The following is a 17224-nucleotide window of genomic DNA, read 5'->3' on the forward strand; positions in this document are numbered from 1 at the left end:
GCGGCGGACAGCGGCTCCGGCGGGCGCCGGCCCCTCACGCACCGCAGTCCCAAGGCCACGCAGCGCACCCACAGTTGACCCGTTTCCGCCGTTAGCCGGTGCCGTCCGCCGGGCAGGGATGGACCGTCCGCGGCGCGGGAGGTGCAGGCGATGAGGCAGACCGACACGAGCGACACCGTGCTGCCCTCCTTACGGAACCACCTGGTCCACGCCCCGTGGCCGTACGCCCGGCTCGATGTGGCCGCGCTCCGCGCGGCGGGCCACCGGCCGCACCCGGTAAGGCAGTTCGTGCTCAAGACCCGCAGCCGCTGCAACCTCGCCTGCACCTACTGCTACGTGTACGAGATGGCCGACCAGGGCTGGCGCGCCCAGCCCGCCGCCATGTCCCCGGCCACCACCGCCCGCGCCGCCGACCGCATCGCCGAGCACGCCGCCGCCCACGACCTGACCCGTGTCGACCTGGTCCTGCACGGCGGCGAACCCCTGCTCACCGCCCCCGCCGAACTGGCCGCGCCCGTCGACGCGGTACGGGCGGCCCTCGCCCGGACCTCGCCGCGGACCCGGGTCACCGCCACCGTCCAGACCAACGGCACCCTGCTCACGCGCGGCCGGCTCGGCGCGCTCGCCGCCGCCGGGATCCGGGTCGGCGTGAGCCTCGACGGCGGGCTGCCCGCACACAACGCGCGCCGGGTGGACCGCGGTGGCCGCCCGGGGTTCGGGGCCGCCGCGCGGGGGCTGCGCCTGCTCGCCCGGCACCCCGAGAGCTACGCCGGGGTGCTCTGCGTCGTCGACCTGGCCCAGGACCCGGTGGAGACGTACGAGTCCCTGCTCGACTTCGCCCCGCCGGTGATCGGCCTGCTGCTCCCCCTGGCCAACTGGAACACCCCGCCGCCCGGCCACCGGCCGCCCCGCACCCCGTACGCCGACTGGCTCGTCGCCGTCTTCGAACGCTGGTGGCACGACGCGGCGCTGCGGACCCGGATCCGGATCTTCGAGGAGATCATCGCCCTGCTGCTCGGACTGCCCGCCGCCACCGAGACCCTCGGCCTCGCCCCCGCCGCCACCGCCGTGATCGAGACCGACGGGGGCATCGAGCAGGCCGACTCGCTCAAATCCGCCTACGAGGGCGCCGCCGCCACCGGGATGACGGTGGAGAGCCACGGTTTCGACGCCTTCCTCGACCACCCCGGGCTCGCCGCCCGCCAGCTGGGGCGGGAGGCGCTGGCCGAAGGGTGCCGGGCCTGTGAGCTCGTCGAGGTCTGCGGCGGCGGCCACTACCCGCACCGCTACCGCGCCGCCGAGGGCTTCCGGCAGCCCTCCGTGTACTGCGCCGACCTCCAGGTCCTCATCCGCCACATCGCGGCCGCCCTGAGGCGGGCCGCGGAGCGACCGGCGACGGACCGGCGGGCAGCGGAGCAACCGGCAACGGACCGGCAGGCCGCGGAGCAGCCGGCAACGGACCGGCGGGCCGCGGAGCGACCGGCGACGGACCGGCGGGCCGCGGAGCAACAGGCCGTAGACCGGCGGGCCGCGGACCGGCGGGCCGCGGGCCCGGCCGGGCCGGGCCGGGCGCCGTTACGGGCGGCGGCCTCATGACCGACTCCCTGACCGGCTTCACCGTCACCTCCGCCACCCTGGGCGCCCTCGCCTCCACCGAGCCCTGCGCCGAGGCCACCCGCCTGGTCCGCGACATCCGCCGCTCCAAGCGGCTCGTCCTGCTGCGCGGGGTCCTCGACGCCGCCCCCGGCGGCCGGGCCGGGGAGGCCGCCGACCACTGGGCCCTGCTGGAGGAGGCCGAACGGCACGACCCCGAGGCCGTCCGGGACGTACTGCACTACCCGGCCACCGGGGTCTGGGCCGAGGAGACCCTGCGCCGGCTGCACGCCCCGTACGGGCCGCCCGCCGACCTCGGCCACCTCGGGGCCCTCGCCGTCGCCGCGGCCCTGCGCTCCGGGATCACCTTCAAGGCGACGCTGCGGCCGGTCAACGGCCGCCTCGTCCTGCCCACCCTCGGACTGCTGCGCCCCGCCCGGCCCGGCCCGCTCGCCCTCACCGAGGGCTGCTGGGACCCCGACGACCCCGCCGCCCTCCTCCTGCACGCCCTGCCCGGCGGCCGGACCGCCCTCGACGACCTCGACCCGTACCGGGCCCCCGGACCCGCCCACCCCGGGCCCGTCCGCCCCGCCCGCCGGCTCACCCCCAAGGGCCACAAGCGCTGGGACACCCAGTGGGCCGGGGCGCTCACCCTGCTCGACCGCTACGACACCGCCCGCGCCGAGGAGATCGGCCTGCTGCTGCGCTCCGTGGTCCCGCTGGGCGGCGGCTCCCGCTCCAGCGGCGCCACCCTGCCCGCGGCCGCCGGGTCGGTGCTGGCCCGTACGCAGGCCCCGCCCGCCCTGGCCGCCACCCTCGTCCACGAGGTCCAGCACGGCAAGCTCACCGCCCTCGCCGACGTCCTGACCCTGCACACCGCCGACCGCACCCCCCGGCACTGGGCCCCCTGGCGCGGCGATCCCCGCCCGCTGGACGGGCTCCTGCACGGCGCGTACGCCCACCTGGCCCTGGCCGGGTACTGGCAGCGCGCCGCCCTCTACGGCGCGCGCGGCGCCTGGGCCCAGCACGCCCGGATCCGCGCCCAGGTCGCAGCCGTCCTCCCCGCACTGCACCGGCATCCGCGACTGACGACGGCGGGACGGGAGTTCACGGCCGCCATGGCCGTCGCCGAGCGGTCCATGGACGATCTGCCGCCGCCCGGCGACCAGCACGCCGTCGCCCGCCGCGCCGTCGACCGCGAGCGCCGCGCCTGGTGCGCCCGGCACCCCGAACTCGCCCCGTTCGCGGAGGGCTGACGCACCGTCCGCTGCGGTACCTTTCAAGCCCGTCCACCGCCCGGATGCCAGGGAGACGGCCGCATGACCACCGGACTTCGGCAGGACCGAGACCGCGACGCAGCCGCGCAGCCGCAGCGCTTCGTCATCAGCTTCGCCGGATTCAACCGGCCCTGGGCCGTGTGGATCGCCCACCGCCTGGAGGAACACGGCCACCGGGTCGCCCTCGCGCGCTGGGACCCGCAGTCCGCCCCCGGCCTGGCCCCCGCCCTCGACGACCTGGCCCGCAGCGGCAGCCGGGTCCTGCTCATCCTCAGCGAGCGCTACTTCTCCGCCGCAGCCCATACCGACGAGGAGTGGAACACCGCCCTGCGCACGGTCACCGACGCCCACCCCGACCGGTTCGCGGCCGTATGCCTCACCGACGCGCCGCTGCCCAGCGCCGTGGCCGTACTGGAGAAGACCGACCTGTGGGGCCTGGACGCGTACGAGGCCGAGTACCGGGTGCTGCGCCGGCTCGAACTGCCCACCGACCGGGTCGGCGCCGAGACCGGCCGCCGCGGCCCCCGCTTCCCCAACGACCCGCCCGAGATCTGGGGCCGCGTCCCGCGCCGCAACCCCCGCTTCACCGGCCGCAACGACGTCATCGGCCGGCTGCGCACCGCCCTCTGCGACGCCCCGCCCGGCGCCTCGACCGTCACCCTGCTCGGGCTGTCCGGGGTGGGCAAGACGCAGGTCGCCACCGAGTACGCGTACCGCTTCGCCTCCGAGTACGACGTGGTGTGGTGGGTCCCCGCCGAGGACCGGCCCACCCTGCGCGAGCGGCTCGCCGACCTCGCGACGGCGATGGGCCTGCCGCGCGGCGCCGGCAGCTACGGCGAGCAGATCCGGGCCGTCCTGGAGGCGCTGCGCCGCGGATCCCCGTACAGCCGCTGGCTGGTGGTCTTCGACGGCTGCGACAACCCCGACGACCTCATCGACCTGCTGCCCTCGGGGGCGGGCGACGTGATCATCACCTCCCGCAACCGCGAATGGGCCTCCCGGCACACCAGCCTCCTCGAAGTCCCGCTGTACGCGCGCCCCGAGTCGATCACCTTCATCCGCCGCCGGGCCCACCGGCTCACCGGCGAGGAGGCCGACCAGCTCGCCGAGGCCCTGGAGGACTACCCGCTCGCCCTCGACCAGACCGCCGGCTGGCTCGCCGACTCCCCGCTGACGGTCGGCGACTACCTGGCGCTGCTCCAGCGCAGACTGGACTCCCGGGAGGCCGTCACCGTCTCCGACGACTACCCGCTGCCCTTCCCCACCGCCCTCGCGATACTGCTGAACAACGTCCGCGAGAACTTCCCCGACGCGCTCTCCCTGCTGCGGCTGTTCGTGTTCTTCGCGCCCGGGCCGGTGCCGCTGCGGCTGCTGCGCGAGTTCCCCGCCGACGACGTGCCCGAACAGCTCGCCGGGCTGATCAACGACCAGATCCGGTGGAACGCCGCCCTCAACAAGCTGGTGCAGTTCTCCGTCGTCCGCCTCGAATACTCCGACCTGTCGGTGGAGGAGGGCGGCGGGCTGGAGACCGTGCAGCTGCACCGCATGGTGCACGGGATCGTCCGCGAGAACCTCGCCGAGGAGGAGGCCGAGCCGCTCTCGCGCGCCGTACGGCAGGTCCTCGCCGCCGCCGACCCGGGCCGCCCCACCGACTCCCGGCTGTGGCCCCGCTACGCCGAGCTGATCCCGCACCTGGAGAGTTCCGGCGTACTGACCAGCAGCAACCCGCGGATCCAGACCTTCCTGCTGCACTGCCTGCGCTACCTGATCCTCGCCGGGGAGTACCGCACCTGCCTGCGGCTCGCCGAACGCACCGACGCCGTGTGGCGCGCGATGCTCGGCGACGACCACGACCAGGTCCGCGAGCTGAGCTACCACTACGGCGGCGCCCTGCGGATGCTCGGGCACTTCAAGCGCGCCGAGACCCTCGCCAAATCGGTCGCCGACCGGCTGCTGGCCGAGCGGGGTGACCGGGACCTGGAGACCCTGCGCGCCACCAGCACGTACGCCGGGGTGCTGCTCAGCACCGCCAAGTTCGACCAGGCCCGCGAGCTGCTGGAGCACGCCTTCGCCCGCTACCGCGAACTGCTCGGCGAGGACGACTCCACCACCCTCAACGCCGAGAACAACGTGGCCGTCGCCCTGCGGCTGCTGGGCCGCTACCAGGAGGCGTACGAAACCGACCTCGACACCCTGCGCCGGCGCGAGCGGGTGCTGCGCGTACGGCACATCGCGACGCTCTCCTCCGGGATCGGCTGCGCCATGGGACTGCGCCTGATGGGCCGCTACCGCGAGGCCCTCGCCCGTCAGGAACAGGGGCTCAAGCTCAACACCCAGGTCCTGGGCCTCAACCACCCCCAGACGCTGCGCGCCGAACACAACCTCGGCATGTGCCTGCGCCGCTCCGGCGACATCCCGGGCGCCGGGGCCCGGCTGCGCAGCGTCCTGGAACGCTCCACCCGGGTCTTCGGCGCCGAGTTCCCCTGGACCCTGATGGTCGCCTCGGACTACGCCACGTACCTGCGGGAGTACGGGGACATCGGCGAGGCCCGCCGGATCTCGGAGGAGGTCGTCCGCGGCTACCAGACGCAGCTGGGCCTCGCCCACCCGTACAGCATCGGCACGGTCGGCAACCTCGGCCTGGTCCTGCGCGCCCAGGGCGAACGGGCCGAGGCCCTCAACCTGTCGGAGCAGGCCCTGGTCGGCATGCGGGGCGCGGTCGGGGACCGCCACCCGTGGACGCTGGGCTGCGCCCTGAACGCGACGGGCCACCGCAACATCACGGGGCACTTCGAGGACGCGGTGTCCCTGAGCCGCGACACCCTCCGGGGCTGCGAACAGGTCCTGGGCCCGGACCACCCGATGACCCTGAGCGCGCAGATCGCCTTGGCGGCGGACCTCCGCTCGGTCCGCGAGGACGCGGAGGCGGGCAAGCACGAGGAGGCGGGCCTGAAGGCCCTGACCCGCACCCTGGGCCCCCAACACGTCCACACGGTCTCGGCGCGCCAGCAGAACCGCCCGTACTGGGACTTCGAGCCGCAGCCGTAACCGGATCCGCCCGGGCCGTCACTTCCGGCTTCGGCCGGACTCCGAATGCCGGAAGGCGTCCAAGGCCGCGCGCGCGGCGGCCTTGAGTCCGGCGTCGTCCAGATCTCCGGGCTCGGCGAATTCGGGATCGACCGCGTAGTCCTCAAGGAGCATGAACACCTGGTCGAAGAGAGCGCCGAGCGGCCCCTGGACCCGCTCGCCCTGCGCCTGGGAAGCACGTCGGGCTTCCCACCAGCCATGAGCGAAGTCAGGTGCGCCGCAGGTGCCATCGGCAAACGCGTCCAGCAGCGCCACCTGCCGGGCCGCCGCACTCGTCGGGGCGACGTCGTCGGGATGGGTCCACGCCCGGTGTACGGGACCGTACTCGGCTGCCACCACCGACAGCGAAGGGTGGCGGTCCGAGAGGGCGCGGGCATACCGGCCGAAGTGCGCGCGTGCCGTGTCGGTCCCTTCCCCGACCGCCGAGGCCATGAAAGCGGTGGATCCCGCGATCAATGCATAGCCGGATCGGGGGAAAAGGACAGCACCTTGCAGGCCGGGCGTGCACAGAACGAACGGCGGGCGGATGTGCGTTCCCGCGGTGCTGACAGACACCCGGGACGTCGTACCGGGGCTCGCGCCAGGGCCGTCGCCGAGTTCGGCGGCAATGAGGTACGGGGCACCTACCGCGCGGCATCCAGCCTCGATCCGACGGGCCAGCGCCGCATCGACTTGTCCGCCTGCAGGAACTGGCGTTACCGATTTGCCCCGCAGCCAGGACGGAGTGAACGCGCCGTCCGAAGCCAGCGCATTTCGCACGACCGAGGCGTCGTCGTGGTCTCGTGGATGTCGTGCCAGACGGCTGTGCTTGAGCCTGCCCGCCTCGTAGAGGAAGCGCGTCACCGAGGACGGGTCGTCAGCCACTGTGTCTCCTTCTCACGTCTCGACGAGGCGGATCGCGTACGGGACGCCCACCCAGGGCCGGGGCAGGGGGATTTCGCCGTCTGCCGGTACCGTTCAGGTGTCGAGTCTGAACGGGAGCCAGCATGCACTCTCTACCGAACGACCACACCGGCGCGCGCATGAAGCGCCTGCGCCTCGAACGCCACCTGACGCAGCAGGCCGTATCGGACCTGGCCCAGGTCCCCTACAGCACCTACACCAAGACCGAACAGGGCGTCATCCCCGCCAGCCCGCACCTGATCGCCGCAGTGGCCCGCGCCCTGCGCGTGTCCGTGGACACGATCACCGGACAGCCGTACGCCACCGAACTCCGCGCCGACGAGCTGGACGTCCTGATCCGGCCGATCCGCGAGGCCCTCGACGTGTACGACCTCGGCTCCGACCCGGACGTCACCCCGCGGGCGCACCGGCTCCTGACCGTCGATGCCGAGGCCCTTCTCGTGGCCGTGCGCGGCGGGGAGATCAAGCGGACCGCCGGTCAGCTCCCCGGGCTCATCCACGAGGCGACCACGGCCGCTCATGCGGCGCCGGGCCGCGAACGGTGGCTGCTGCTGGCCAGCCTGTACCGCACGTCCTACGACGTCACCAGCAAGCTCGGCTACTACGACCTCGCCGCACTGGCCCTGGCCCGCATGGACTGGGCGGCAGAGCGTGGCTCCGACGCGGTGTTCGGAGGCATGTACCGGTACATGCGCGCGCTCACCTACCTCAGGGACGGCGAGTACCGCACCGGGAAGCGCCTGGTGGACCTCGGACTGTGCACCCTGGCGCAGGCGGACCCGTCCCGGGAGCGGGAAGTCGTCACCGGGCAGCTGCACCTCGGCGCCGCGGTCATGGCCGGCCGGTCGAAGGACGGCGGCCGCGCTGAGGGGCACCTCGCGGAAGCAGAGCGGATCGCGGTCGCCACGGGCGAGGCAGTCAGTACGCACTGGCTGGCGTTCGGGCCGACGAACGTTGCCGTGCACCGGGTCAGCGTGCTCGCCGAACTCGACGAGTACGGGCAGGCCGCGCAGGTGGGCCGGAGCGTGATGATCCCGGCCGACTGGCCGAAGTCCCGTAGGTCGCACCACTATGCGGAACTGGCCCGGGCGCAGATGTGGACGGGGGACCTCGACGCCTCTTTCCAGAACCTGTTGAAGGCGAGAAAGTCGGCCCCGCAGCAGGCCCGTTATCACCAGACCGTCCGCGAGACCTACGCCGGCCTGGAGGCCGCTCGCCGACAACTCCCGGAATCCTTCTTGTCATACGGCTCCTGGCTGGGCGCGTAGCGGTGAGCGAATCCTTGGCCCCGGCTATCAATATGTGGTGATAGCCGGGGCCTTGTCCTGCTCCCACACTCGTCTCACCACCTGTAGACGACATAGGGAGTGAGACCCCGTGATGCATGAAGCAGTACCCCGCCTCTTCGAGGACGTCTCGCATGCGCTGCTCCACAAGCGGGTGCGGGACATCGCGTCCGGTGTCGAGGGGGAGCTCATGGCGGTGGTCCGGGAGGACGTCTCCGACACCCCCGTACGTGAGCGCTGGGTGCGCCTCGCGTACGTCCGGGGCCCCTCCGGGCGGGAGATCTCCACGGCCGTCGCCAACATCGAGGCCGTGTGATGGAGGCCGCCGACCTGTTCCCGCGCCTGCCCGTGCCCCCGGACTCCTGCGCCGAGTGCGCCGCCCACGTCGTGGCCCGCTTCCAGGCCCACGTGGAGCGCGACCGCTCGCGCGTCAGCGACATGAACGTACTGATCATGAGGCACCGCCCCGAGCTGCGCATCCGCCGCTGAGCGCCCGGCGAAGCCTGTGCGACAGCCGGAAGGCCCGGCCCCCGAGGGGCCGGGCCTTCCGGTCGTTCCGTTCAGCTCAGCGCAGTGGCTACGCCTCGAAGACCTCGTTCAGCAGCTGCTGCTGCTCCGCCTGGTGGCGCTTGGCCGAGCCGACCGCCGGGGAGGAGCCGTGCGGGCGCGAGATGCGCCGCAGGCGCTCGCCCGCCGGGACGTCCGCGCCGACCGCCAGGTCGAGGTGGTCGATCAGGTTGAGGGCGATGAAGGGCCACGCGCCCTGGTTCGCCGGCTCCTCCTGCGCCCAGATGTACTTCGCCGCGTTCGGGAACTTGGCGATCTCCGCCTGGATCTCGGCACCCGCCAGCGGGTACAGCCGCTCGATGCGGATGATCGCGGTGTCCGTGACGCCGCGCTTCTCCCGCTCGGCCTCCAGGTCGTAGTAGACCTTGCCGGCGCAGAAGACGACCTTGCGGACCGCGTTCGGGTCCACCGTCGAGTCGCCGATGACCGGACGGAACGAACCGTTCGTGAACTCCTCCGCCTTCGACGCCGCCGCCTTCAGGCGCAGCATCGACTTCGGGGTGAAGACGATGAGCGGCTTGTGGTGCGGGTTGTGGACCTGCCAGCGCAGCAGGTGGAAGTAGTTCGACGGCAGGGTCGGCATGGCGACCGTCATGTTGTCCTGCGCGCACATCTGGAGGAAGCGCTCGGGACGCGCGGACGAGTGGTCCGGGCCCTGGCCCTCGTAGCCGTGCGGGAGGAGCAGCGTGACACCGCTCGTCTGGCCCCACTTCTGCTCGGCCGAGGAGATGAACTCGTCGACGACGGTCTGCGCGCCGTTGACGAAGTCACCGAACTGGGCCTCCCAGAGGACCAGCGCGTCCGGGCGGGCCAGCGAGTAGCCGTACTCGAAGCCCATGGCCGCGTACTCCGAGAGCAGCGAGTCGTAGACGTTGTAGCGGGCCTGGTCGTCCGACAGGTACTGGAGCGGGGTGTAGTCCTCGCCCGTCTCCCGGTCGATGAGGACCGCGTGGCGCTGGCCGAAGGTGCCGCGGCGGGAGTCCTGGCCCGACAGGCGGACCGGGGTGCCCTCCATCAGCAGCGACCCGAAGGCCAGGGTCTCGCCCATGCCCCAGTCGATCGTGCCCTCGTCGATCATCGCCGCGCGGCGCTGCAGCTGCGGCAGCAGACGCGGGTGCACGGTGACGTGCTCCGGGATGTTGACCTGGGACTCGGCGATCCGCTTGACCACGTCCTGGGAGATCGCGGTGTTCACGGGGACCGGGAACTCCTGCGCGGTCTGCGCGGGCGTCACCGGGGCGCCGCTGGCCGGCGAGGTCGCGGCCTCGCGGACCTCCGCGAAGACCTTCTCCAGCTGGCCCTGGAAGTCCTGGAGCGCCTGCTCGGCCTCTTCCAGCGTGATGTCGCCGCGACCGATGAGGGACTCGGTGTAGAGCTTGCGCACCGAGCGCTTCTTGTCGATCAGGTCGTACATCAGCGGCTGCGTGAACGCCGGGTTGTCCGACTCGTTGTGACCGCGGCGGCGGTAGCAGATGAGGTCGATGACGACGTCCTTGTTGAACGCCTGGCGGAACTCGAAGGCGAGCCGCGCGATGCGGACCACGGCCTCCGGGTCGTCGCCGTTCACGTGGAAGATCGGCGCCTCGATCATGCGGGCCACGTCGGTCGCGTACATCGAGGAACGCGAGGACTCCGGGGCGGCGGTGAAGCCGACCTGGTTGTTGATCACGACGTGGACGGTGCCGCCGGTGCGGTAGCCGCGCAGCTGCGACATGTTCAGGGTCTCGGCGACGACACCCTGTCCGGCGAAGGCCGCGTCACCGTGCAGGGCGACGGGCAGGACGGTGAAGTCCGTGCCGCCCTTGTTGATGACGTCCTGCTTGGCGCGGGCGACACCCTCCAGGACCGGGTCGACGGCCTCCAGGTGCGAGGGGTTGGCGACGAGCGAGACCTTGATCTGCTCCCCGTCCAGGCCCGTGAAGGTGCCCTCGGCGCCCAGGTGGTACTTGACGTCGCCGGAGCCGTGCATGGACTTCGGGTCGAGGTTGCCCTCGAACTCGCGGAAGATCTGCGCGTACGACTTGCCGACGATGTTGGCGAGCACGTTCAGGCGGCCGCGGTGGGCCATGCCGATGACGACCTCGTCCAGGCGCGCCTCGGCGGCCGAGTCGATGACGGCGTCGAGCAGCGGGATGACGGACTCGCCGCCCTCCAGCGAGAAGCGCTTCTGGCCGACGTACTTCGTCTGCAGGAAGGTCTCGAAGGCCTCCGCCGCGTTCAGGCGGCGCAGGATGCGCAGCTGCTCCTCGCGCTCCGGCTTGGTGTGCGGGCGCTCGATGCGGTCCTGGATCCAGCGGCGCTGCTTCGGGTCCTGGATGTGCATGAACTCGACGCCGGTGGTGCGGCAGTACGAGTCGCGCAGGACGCCGAGGATGTCGCGCAGCTTCATCATCGACTTGCCGGAGAAGCCGCCGACCGCGAACTCGCGCTCCAGGTCCCACAGGGTGAGGCCGTGCTCGGTGATGTCGAGGTCGGGGTGCTTGCGCTGCTTGTACTCCAGCGGGTCGGTGTCGGCCATGACGTGGCCGCGGACCCGGTAGGAGTGGATCAGCTCGAAGACGCGGGCGGCCTTCGTGACGTCGTCGTCGTGCGAGGCGTCGATGTCGCGGAGCCAGCGGACCGGCTCGTAGGGGATGCGCAGCGCCTCGAAGACGTCGTCGTAGAAGCCGTTCTCGCCGAGCAGCATGTTCGCGACGATGCGCAGGAACTCGCCGGAGGCCGCGCCCTGGATGACCCGGTGGTCGTAGGTCGAGGTCAGGGTCATGACCTTGGAGATGCCCAGCTTGTTCAGGGTGTCCTGCGAGGTGCCCTGGAACTCGGCGGGGTAGTCCATGGAGCCGACGCCCATGATGACCGACTGTCCGGGCATCAGGCGGGGCACGGAGTGGACGGTGCCCAGGCCGCCGGGGTTGGTCAGCGAGACGGTGACGCCGGTGAAGTCGTCCATCGTCAGCTTGCCGACGCGGGCGCGGCGGACGATGTCCTCGTACGCCTGCCAGAACTCGAAGAAGTTGAGGGTCTCGGCCTTCTTGATGCCGGCGACGACGAGCTGGCGGTCGCCGTTCGGCTTCACCAGGTCGATCGCGAGGCCGAAGTTCACGTGCTCCGGCTTGACCAGGGTGGGCTTGCCGTCCTTCTCCGCGAAGGAGTAGTTCATCGACGGCATGGCCTTGATGGCCTGCACCATCGCGTAGCCGATCAGGTGCGTGAAGGAGATCTTCCCGCCCCGGGCGCGCTTCAGGTGGTTGTTGATGACGATGCGGTTGTCGAACAGCAGCTTCACCGGGACGGCGCGGACGGACGTGGCCGTCGGGACGTCGAGGGAGGCGTTCATGTTCTTGGCCACGGCGGCGGCCGGGCCGCGGAGCGTCACCAGCTCGGGGCCCGCGGGGGCCTCGGTGGTGGGCGCGGCCTTCTGGGCGGCGGCGGGTGCGGCGGCCGGAGCCGGGGCCTGAGGGGCGGCGGCGGCCGGTGCGGCGGCCTGGGCCTGGGAGGTGACAGTCACAGCAGGGGCACCAGAGGGGGTGGCAGGAGCAGGGGCAGGAGCTGACACAGGCGTGGGCGCGGCGGCAGGAGAGGGCGCGGCGGCGCTCGCCGCCCCCGTGGCGGCGGCGTCGGAGACCTGCGGGGCGACGGCGGTGGCGGCCTGTGCGGAGGCGCCGTCCGTCGTCGGGGACTTCCTGGGCTCGTCCGGCTTCACCGGAGACGCAGCGCCCCCCGGGTTGTAGTCGGCGAAGAAGTCCCACCAGGCCCGGTCGACCGAATTCGGGTCCTGGAGGTACTGCTGATAGATCTCGTCGACGAGCCACTCGTTGGCACCGAAGCCTGAGGCAGGGGTCTTCCCGCCCTCTGCTGCTTCGGTCGTGGTGCTCGGGTTACTGGGGGACTGTGGCGACACGGCGGCAACCGCCCTCTTCCGCTTCACAAGGTATGGACAGCGGGAATAAAGGCTACGCCTCCCTGGCCGGTGCATGCAGACCGGGCGGGAGATACGTCATGTAGGTCACACCGAACGGCGGGTTTCACCGGTCTTAATGGCGGGAAACGAGCCTGGTTCGGGTAGGGGGCATCGTGGTTGCGGCCCCCTTGGCTTCGCACCCCTGACGGACCCCGGGCACGTGTGGCCGAGATCATGTCCTACGCACTCGAACCCTACGTCAATGTGACGCCCGGGAGCTGCCCGGAAGCGTGACGAGAATCCGGCAGCCGCGTGACGATTCGGCCACCCCGATATGCCCTCCGTGCAGGCCCACGGCCCAGCGGGCGATCGCCAGCCCCAGCCCGGTGCCCCCGTCGCCGCCGTTCGCGCTGCCCCGGTTGAACCGCTCGAAGACCCGGTGCCGTTCGGCCTCCGGGATGCCCGGCCCCTCGTCCCGTACCTCCAGCGCCAGGCTTCCGGGCGCGTCGCCCTCCCGGGCCCGGACGGTGACCCGGCCGTGCGGCGGGCTGTGCTTGACCGCGTTGTCGATCAGGTTCGCCACCACCTGGTGCAGGCGCTCGGCGTCCGCGTACGCGGTCAGCTCGGGCGGGAACACGTCCAGGTGCAGGTGTACGTCGTTGCGGGTGTGCCCGCCCGACCCGGAGAGCAGCCCCGGCCGGCCGGCGGCGGCCAGCCCCGACTCCTTCAGCACGCCCGACAGGTACGGCCACACCTCGAAGCGGCGGGCCTTCAGCGGCACCACCCCGTTGTCCACCCGCGACAGGTCCAGCAGGGTCTCCACGAGCCGGCCCAGGCGCTCGGTCTGCTTGAGCATCGTGCGCATGGTCTCGGGATCGGCGGCCGAGACCCCGTCCACCACGTTCTCCAGCACCGCGCGCAGCGCCGCGATCGGCGTGCGCAGCTCGTGCGAGACGTTGGCGACCAGCTCCTTGCGGTGCCGGTCCACCGCCTCCAGGTCGTCCGCCATCAGGTTGATCGTGGAGGCCAGGTCGCCCAGCTCGTCGCGGCGCCCGGCCCCGCGCACCCGGCGGGTGTAGTCCCCGTCGGATATCGCCCGGGCCACCTTGGTCATCTCGTCCAGCGGCGCCGTCAGGCCGTGCGCCACGAACTGGGTGATCAGCATCGAGGCGATCACGGAGAAGACGGTGATGAACCGGAACTCCGTGCTGGTGCGCACCGCCACCATCAGGAGTCCCGTGGTGATGAAGACCGAGACCACGACGAGCGTGCCCAGCTTGGTCTTGATCGAGAACGGGAAGAAGGGCCGCAGCCCACCGGAGCGGGCAACGGCTCCACCGGAGCGGGCGACGCCGCGCCCTCGATCGCGCCCGGCGCTCACGCCTGCGCCGGGGTCTCCAGGGCGTACCCGACGCCGTGGACCGTACGGATCCGCTCCGCCCCGATCTTGCGGCGCAGGGCCTTGATGTGGCTGTCGACCGTACGGGTCCCGGACGCGTCGGCCCAGTCCCACACCTCGGCGAGCAGCTGCTCGCGGGAGAGCACCGCGCGCGGGGTCCCGGCCAGGCAGACCAGCAGGTCGAACTCGGTCGGCGTCAGGTGGACGTCCTCGGCCTGCACCCGGACGCGCCGCTGGGCGTGGTCGATCTCCAGGTCGCCCAGCCGCAGGGTCGCCCCGCGCGGGGCGGTGGCGGCCAAGGTGGCCCGCTCCACGCGCCGCAGCAGTACGTGGACCCGCGCCGCGAGCTCGCGCATGGAGAACGGCTTCGTCATGTAGTCGTCCGCGCCGACCCCGAGCCCGACCAGCATGTCGGTCTCGTCGTCCCGCGCGGTGAGCATCAGCACCGGCACCGGCCGCTGCGCCTGGACCCGGCGGCAGACCTCCAGGCCGTCGAAGCCGGGCAGCATCACGTCGAGGACCAGCAGTTCGGGCTGCCAGCTCTCGGCCGCCGCCACGGCGGCCGGTCCGTCGAACGCGGCCTGCACCTGGAAACCCTCGGCGCGCAGCCGGGCCGCGATGGCGTCGGCGATCGTACGGTCGTCCTCGACCACGAGCACGCGCCGCTGAGCGCCGGGGGTGGCCGCGGCGCCGCCGTGGGTGGTGTGTGTCTGTTCCATGTCCCGCCCCTGAAGATCCGCGTGGTAGGGGTGCAGCGTAGAGGAGGCACCGAGCTGCGGCTATGCGGGGTTCGGACAGGGAAAGCTGCGGAACCCATGGTTCCGATTACGGCGGGAATGGGGATATGGGCGGTGATGCCGGGTGGCCGCCGCCCGGCGCGGCGAGCACGCCGCGCGCGGTGATCGTCTGCCACCGCGCGCATGTGGCGACCCTTTTGTCGACCCCCTACAGGGACAGGCCGCGCCCGGACGGGAACACGGGGCGGGCGCCGCGGGCCGTACGGGGACACGGGGTGGACACCCGCGTGCCCGTGCGGGGACGCGGGGTGGACCCCCGCCGCCGGGCCCGGGGCGGGTCAACGCTGCGGATCGGCCTCGAACGGGGGCAGTTCGGCCAGGACGGCGAGCAGGGCCGGCGTCAGGGACTCCTGGGCCACGGTGACCTCGTAGCCGCCCTGCACGAAGGTGTAGACGAACCCGTCGAACACCTTCGGGCCGCCCGTCGGGAACCTCGGCAGGCGCGCGAGGTCCGCCCGGCCGAGCGCAGCGCGCAGCCGCGCCTCCCGGTCCGCCGGAAGCTTCCCGGTGCCCGCCGGGCGCAGCCGGCCGTCCAGCCGGGTCCACGAACCGTCTCCCTTGACCGCCACGGTGGCGGCCTTCCCGGCGTAGCCGCCGCTGCGGGTGACGGTGACCAGGCGCTCCAGCGCCGAGGAGGGGCCGGGGGAGACGGGCACCGAGGAGGCGCTCGGAGCACCGGACGGCTTCCCCGGCGCGGGATCCCCCGTGCCCGGGGACGCGGGTCCGGACGGCGGTTGCGCCGAAGCGGGGGCCGACGCCGGCGCCGGGGCCGTACCGCTGCCGGCGCCGCCCGTCGGGGGACTCGCGGACGGCTCGTCCGGTCCGCCGCCCCCCGAACCGCACCCCGCCAGGACCACCGCACTCAGCAGTACCGCCGCCACCGCTCGGAACGCGCGCACACCCCACCCCCGGAGGTCATCGGGCCGACCCCCGAGTATGGAGTCGGCACCACCCGTACGGAAAGCACCAGGAGGACGACATCCGCCGCACCGCCGCCTGGCGCTGGTTGCCGCCGCTGCTCGCCGTCCTCCTCGGCCTCTGGGGCCTGGAGCGCGCCGGCGCGGACGGCCGCGGCAGCATGTGGCGCGACGAGTCCGTCACCTGGCAGGTCGCGCACCGGCCGCTCGGCTCGATCGCGGAGCTGCTCGGGCAGGTCGACGCCGTCCACGGGCTGTACTACCTGCTCATGCACGCGGTGTTCCTGGCCGGGGACGGCGGGGGAACCGGGCCGGGCGGCGGGCCCGGCGCGGGCGGCCTGTGGGCGCTGCGCCTGCCCTCCGTCGCCGCCACCGCCCTCGCCGCCGCCGGGGTCGCCGCCGTCGCGCACCGGCTGGCGGGGGAGCGGGCGGCGCTGTGGTCCGGGGCGGCCTACGCGGTGCTGCCGCCCGTGCAGATGTACGCCCAGGAGGGCCGCTCGTACGCCCTCGTCGCGGCCGCCGTGGTGTGGGCGACGTACCTGATGCTGCGCGAGCGCTGGATCGCGTACTGCGCCGTGCTGCTGCTGGGCTGCTGGCTGCACGAGTTCGCCGTACTGGCCCTCCTCGCGCACGGGGTCACCGCCCGGCGCTCGCGCGGCTGGCGGTGGAGCGCCGCCGCGGTGGTGGCCCTGCTGCTGCCGCTGGCCGCGGTCAGTGCCGGGCAGGCGGAGCAGCAGCTGGGCTGGCTCGGCCGGCCCGGCTGGCGGGACTGGGCGGCGTACGGGGTGGTGGCGGCGATCTCGCTGCTGCTCGCGCGCAGCCCGGCGCTGCCGCGGGAGCTGGTCCGGGTCGCCCTGCCGCTGGCCCTGCTGCCGCCCGGCCTGCTGATGGCGGTCTCGCTCGTCCACCCGCTGTACGTGGACCGGTACGTGCTCTACGCCCTCGCCGGCCCCGCCCTGCTGGCCGGGACCCGGCTCGCGGCGGCGCGCGGGTGGTGGCCGCGGCTGCTGGTGGCCGCCCTGCTGGTGCCGTTCGGCTGGTGGTCGCTGTGGCTGCGGACCCCCGAGAGCCGCAAGGACGACGTGCCGGCGGTGGCCGCGGCCGTACGGGAACGGGCCCGGCCGGGTGATGCCGTCCTGTTCCTGCCCTCGCGGCGGCGCGAGTGGCTGCTCTCCTCGCCGGACCTGTACGGGAGCCTGCGCGACCTGGCCCTGGACCACACGCCGGCGGCCTCGCGCAGCCTCCAGGGGACGGAGCTCCCGACCGCGGAGATCTGGGCCCGCCTGGTGGAGGCCCCGCGGGTCGTGGCCCTCCTGGACCCGGCGGGCCAGCCGCTGGACCCGTACCCCCGCGAGGCGGTCAAACGCCAGACGCTGGCCTCGCACTTCGACCTGTGCTCGGTGGACGAGGTCCGGGGCGCCCGGATCGCCGTCTACGCGCAGCCGGGCCGATGCCCGTGAGCGGCAAGGCCGCCGGGGCCTCCCCCGCCGGCCGACCCCG

At 73.1% G+C, this 17224-nt stretch carries 12 protein-coding genes; 7 read left to right on the plus strand and 5 right to left on the minus strand.

Annotated elements, in window-relative coordinates:
- Positions 1-150 precede the first annotated feature (150 nt).
- From ACS04_RS05905 to fxsT, 3 genes are all read left to right on the plus strand, one after another.
- Positions 151-1596 carry an FxsB family cyclophane-forming radical SAM/SPASM peptide maturase gene (locus tag ACS04_RS05905; protein ID WP_167352570.1) on the plus strand — a complete coding sequence of 482 codons (1446 nt, stop codon included), beginning with the start codon at positions 151-153 and terminating at the stop codon, positions 1594-1596.
- Positions 1593-2849, plus strand: a complete 1257-nt coding sequence (locus tag ACS04_RS05910; RefSeq protein ID WP_048475441.1) for an HEXXH motif domain-containing protein — start codon at positions 1593-1595, stop codon at positions 2847-2849. The genes ACS04_RS05905 and ACS04_RS05910 overlap by 4 nt, the downstream gene beginning before the upstream one ends.
- A gap of 63 nt (positions 2850-2912) precedes the next feature.
- A complete protein-coding gene (gene fxsT / locus ACS04_RS05915; protein WP_078864473.1) occupies positions 2913-5918 on the plus strand; it encodes an FxSxx-COOH system tetratricopeptide repeat protein in 3006 nt (1001 codons plus the stop codon).
- Positions 5919-5936: 18 nt separating this feature from the next.
- Here fxsT and ACS04_RS38090 read toward each other — a convergent pair whose 3' ends face one another.
- Entirely contained in the window at positions 5937-6821 is an 885-nt protein-coding gene (locus ACS04_RS38090; protein WP_158977183.1) for a colicin immunity domain-containing protein, read from the minus strand.
- A 122-nt stretch (positions 6822-6943) separates the two neighbouring features.
- Between ACS04_RS38090 and ACS04_RS05925 the strand changes: the two genes are divergently transcribed.
- The 3 genes from ACS04_RS05925 to ACS04_RS38095 all read left to right on the plus strand — a co-directional run bounded on the left by ACS04_RS05925 (position 6944) and on the right by ACS04_RS38095 (position 8635).
- Entirely contained in the window at positions 6944-8128 is a 1185-nt protein-coding gene (locus tag ACS04_RS05925; protein WP_048475442.1) for a helix-turn-helix domain-containing protein, read from the plus strand.
- Between the two features lie 112 nt (positions 8129-8240).
- Positions 8241-8462 carry a hypothetical protein gene (locus ACS04_RS05930; protein ID WP_048475443.1) on the plus strand — a complete coding sequence of 74 codons (222 nt, stop codon included), beginning with the start codon at positions 8241-8243 and terminating at the stop codon, positions 8460-8462.
- Positions 8462-8635 (plus strand): hypothetical protein, encoded by a 174-nt coding sequence (locus ACS04_RS38095; protein WP_209441635.1) that lies wholly within the window; start codon positions 8462-8464, stop codon positions 8633-8635. The genes ACS04_RS05930 and ACS04_RS38095 overlap by 1 nt, the downstream gene beginning before the upstream one ends.
- 88 nt (positions 8636-8723) lie before the next feature.
- Here the strand turns inward: ACS04_RS38095 and ACS04_RS05935 are convergent, their stop codons facing one another.
- The 4 genes from ACS04_RS05935 to ACS04_RS05950 all read right to left on the minus strand — a co-directional run bounded on the left by ACS04_RS05935 (position 8724) and on the right by ACS04_RS05950 (position 15463).
- Entirely contained in the window at positions 8724-12611 is a 3888-nt protein-coding gene (locus ACS04_RS05935; RefSeq protein WP_048475444.1) for a multifunctional oxoglutarate decarboxylase/oxoglutarate dehydrogenase thiamine pyrophosphate-binding subunit/dihydrolipoyllysine-residue succinyltransferase subunit, read from the minus strand.
- 259 nt (positions 12612-12870) lie between these two features.
- Positions 12871-13923 (minus strand): HAMP domain-containing sensor histidine kinase, encoded by a 1053-nt coding sequence (locus ACS04_RS05940; RefSeq protein WP_048475466.1) that lies wholly within the window; start codon positions 13921-13923, stop codon positions 12871-12873.
- Positions 13924-13988: 65 nt separating this feature from the next.
- Complete coding sequence (locus ACS04_RS05945) at positions 13989-14729, minus strand: response regulator transcription factor (protein WP_030153642.1); 741 nt, start codon at positions 14727-14729, stop codon at positions 13989-13991.
- A gap of 356 nt (positions 14730-15085) precedes the next feature.
- Entirely contained in the window at positions 15086-15463 is a 378-nt protein-coding gene (locus ACS04_RS05950) for a hypothetical protein (protein ID WP_048475445.1), read from the minus strand.
- 350 nt (positions 15464-15813) lie between these two features.
- On the opposite strand from ACS04_RS05950, the gene ACS04_RS05955 reads away from it, so the two are divergent.
- Complete coding sequence (locus ACS04_RS05955; RefSeq protein ID WP_078864475.1) at positions 15814-17184, plus strand: hypothetical protein; 1371 nt, start codon at positions 15814-15816, stop codon at positions 17182-17184.
- Positions 17185-17224 lie beyond the last annotated feature (40 nt).

The organism is Streptomyces roseus, from assembly GCF_001044425.1.
In the GTDB taxonomy this organism is placed as follows: domain Bacteria; phylum Actinomycetota; class Actinomycetes; order Streptomycetales; family Streptomycetaceae; genus Streptomyces; species Streptomyces roseus.